Below are 1,178 nucleotides of genomic sequence, written 5' to 3' on the forward strand. Positions count from 1 at the left end.
TGTAACGATAGTCCATCGATATATCATTCAGATTGTTCAAATCACTGAATACGCTCACCTTGCCGAATTTCGTCACACCGGTTAGGAAAGCCAGCTTTATATATCTATCCTGCGACTTGAGTACGGAATAAAAAGCTTTCAACAGATTACGATATTCCGCCTGTAATGTCTCGTTACCAATAGCCTGCAACATAGGCTTATCGTATTCGTCCACCAAGATAACCACACGATGCCCTGTTTTCTCGCAAGCACGTCTTACAATCCCTTCAAAGCGCAACGGCAAAGAGATCTCCACCGCCCTTGTACCATAAAGTTGCTCCCAATAAGAAAGAGTACTGTCCAGCCGTCTTCGCAAGCTATCCGGTTCTTTGTAGTTCTCCGTATTCAGATCCAGATGCAGGATAGGATGTTCTTCCCATTTCTGTTCCAGCTTCTCAATGGCAAGCCCTTTGAAGAGTTCTTTTTTTCCGCTCAAATAAGCTTCAATGGTAGATAACAGCAGACTCTTCCCGAAACGGCGGGGACGACTAAGGAAATAATAACGACCGGTAGTCGCCATCCTATACACCAACGCTGTCTTGTCTACATATACATAACCGTCGTTTATCAAACTCTCGAAATTCTGTATACCAATAGGAAATTTGCGTATCACACTATCCATAGTTATTCTTCATTTAATAATTATTCAAAGATAAACATTATTTTCGAGTGACACTCTCACATTCCAAGTAATTTTTATAAGCCCTTCACCTTTTCGCTACAGAGCCCTATCCATAGGCTAAAGCGGGTGAAGGTCTCCCCCTTCACCCAAGCCGTCACTCAAGTCATCACCCAAACCGGTTCTCTCTTACCCAATTTTTACCACCCGATACACATTTCCAAACTTAGTATGCTTACGTTCTATCCCCACCGCTACCAATATTTGCGCCAAACTTGCCGGATTTGCACCACGCATAGCTGCAGGATTCCTCCTTTTTAAACATTGAAATATATCAGCCGCAGAAAGAAGATCACACTCCTCTCTTCTTTCCGCCGACCGATAACAAGCACGCAACACATCTTCCACTGGCCCTTGACGGTAAAACGCCAGATTGCTTTTTTGCAATTCCTGTTCTTCTTCTTTCGTAAACCAATAACGTTGACCGGACAGAATTGCCACTTTCAACTGCGCATAAAGT

At 43.4% G+C, this 1,178-nt stretch carries 2 protein-coding genes; both read right to left on the bottom strand.

The genetic code is table 11. The features are described 5' to 3' along the window. On the bottom strand, positions 1-661 hold a 661-nt coding region (locus AB5935_RS25160; RefSeq protein WP_368327772.1), incomplete at its 3' end, for an AAA family ATPase. Positions 662-847: 186 nt separating this feature from the next. Beyond that, on the bottom strand, positions 848-1,178 hold a 331-nt coding region (locus AB5935_RS25165; RefSeq protein ID WP_368327773.1), incomplete at its 5' end, for a DUF3874 domain-containing protein.

The organism is Phocaeicola sp. RTP21198st1_B8_RTP21198_201120, from assembly GCF_040929485.1.
In the GTDB taxonomy this organism is placed as follows: domain Bacteria; phylum Bacteroidota; class Bacteroidia; order Bacteroidales; family Bacteroidaceae; genus Phocaeicola; species Phocaeicola dorei.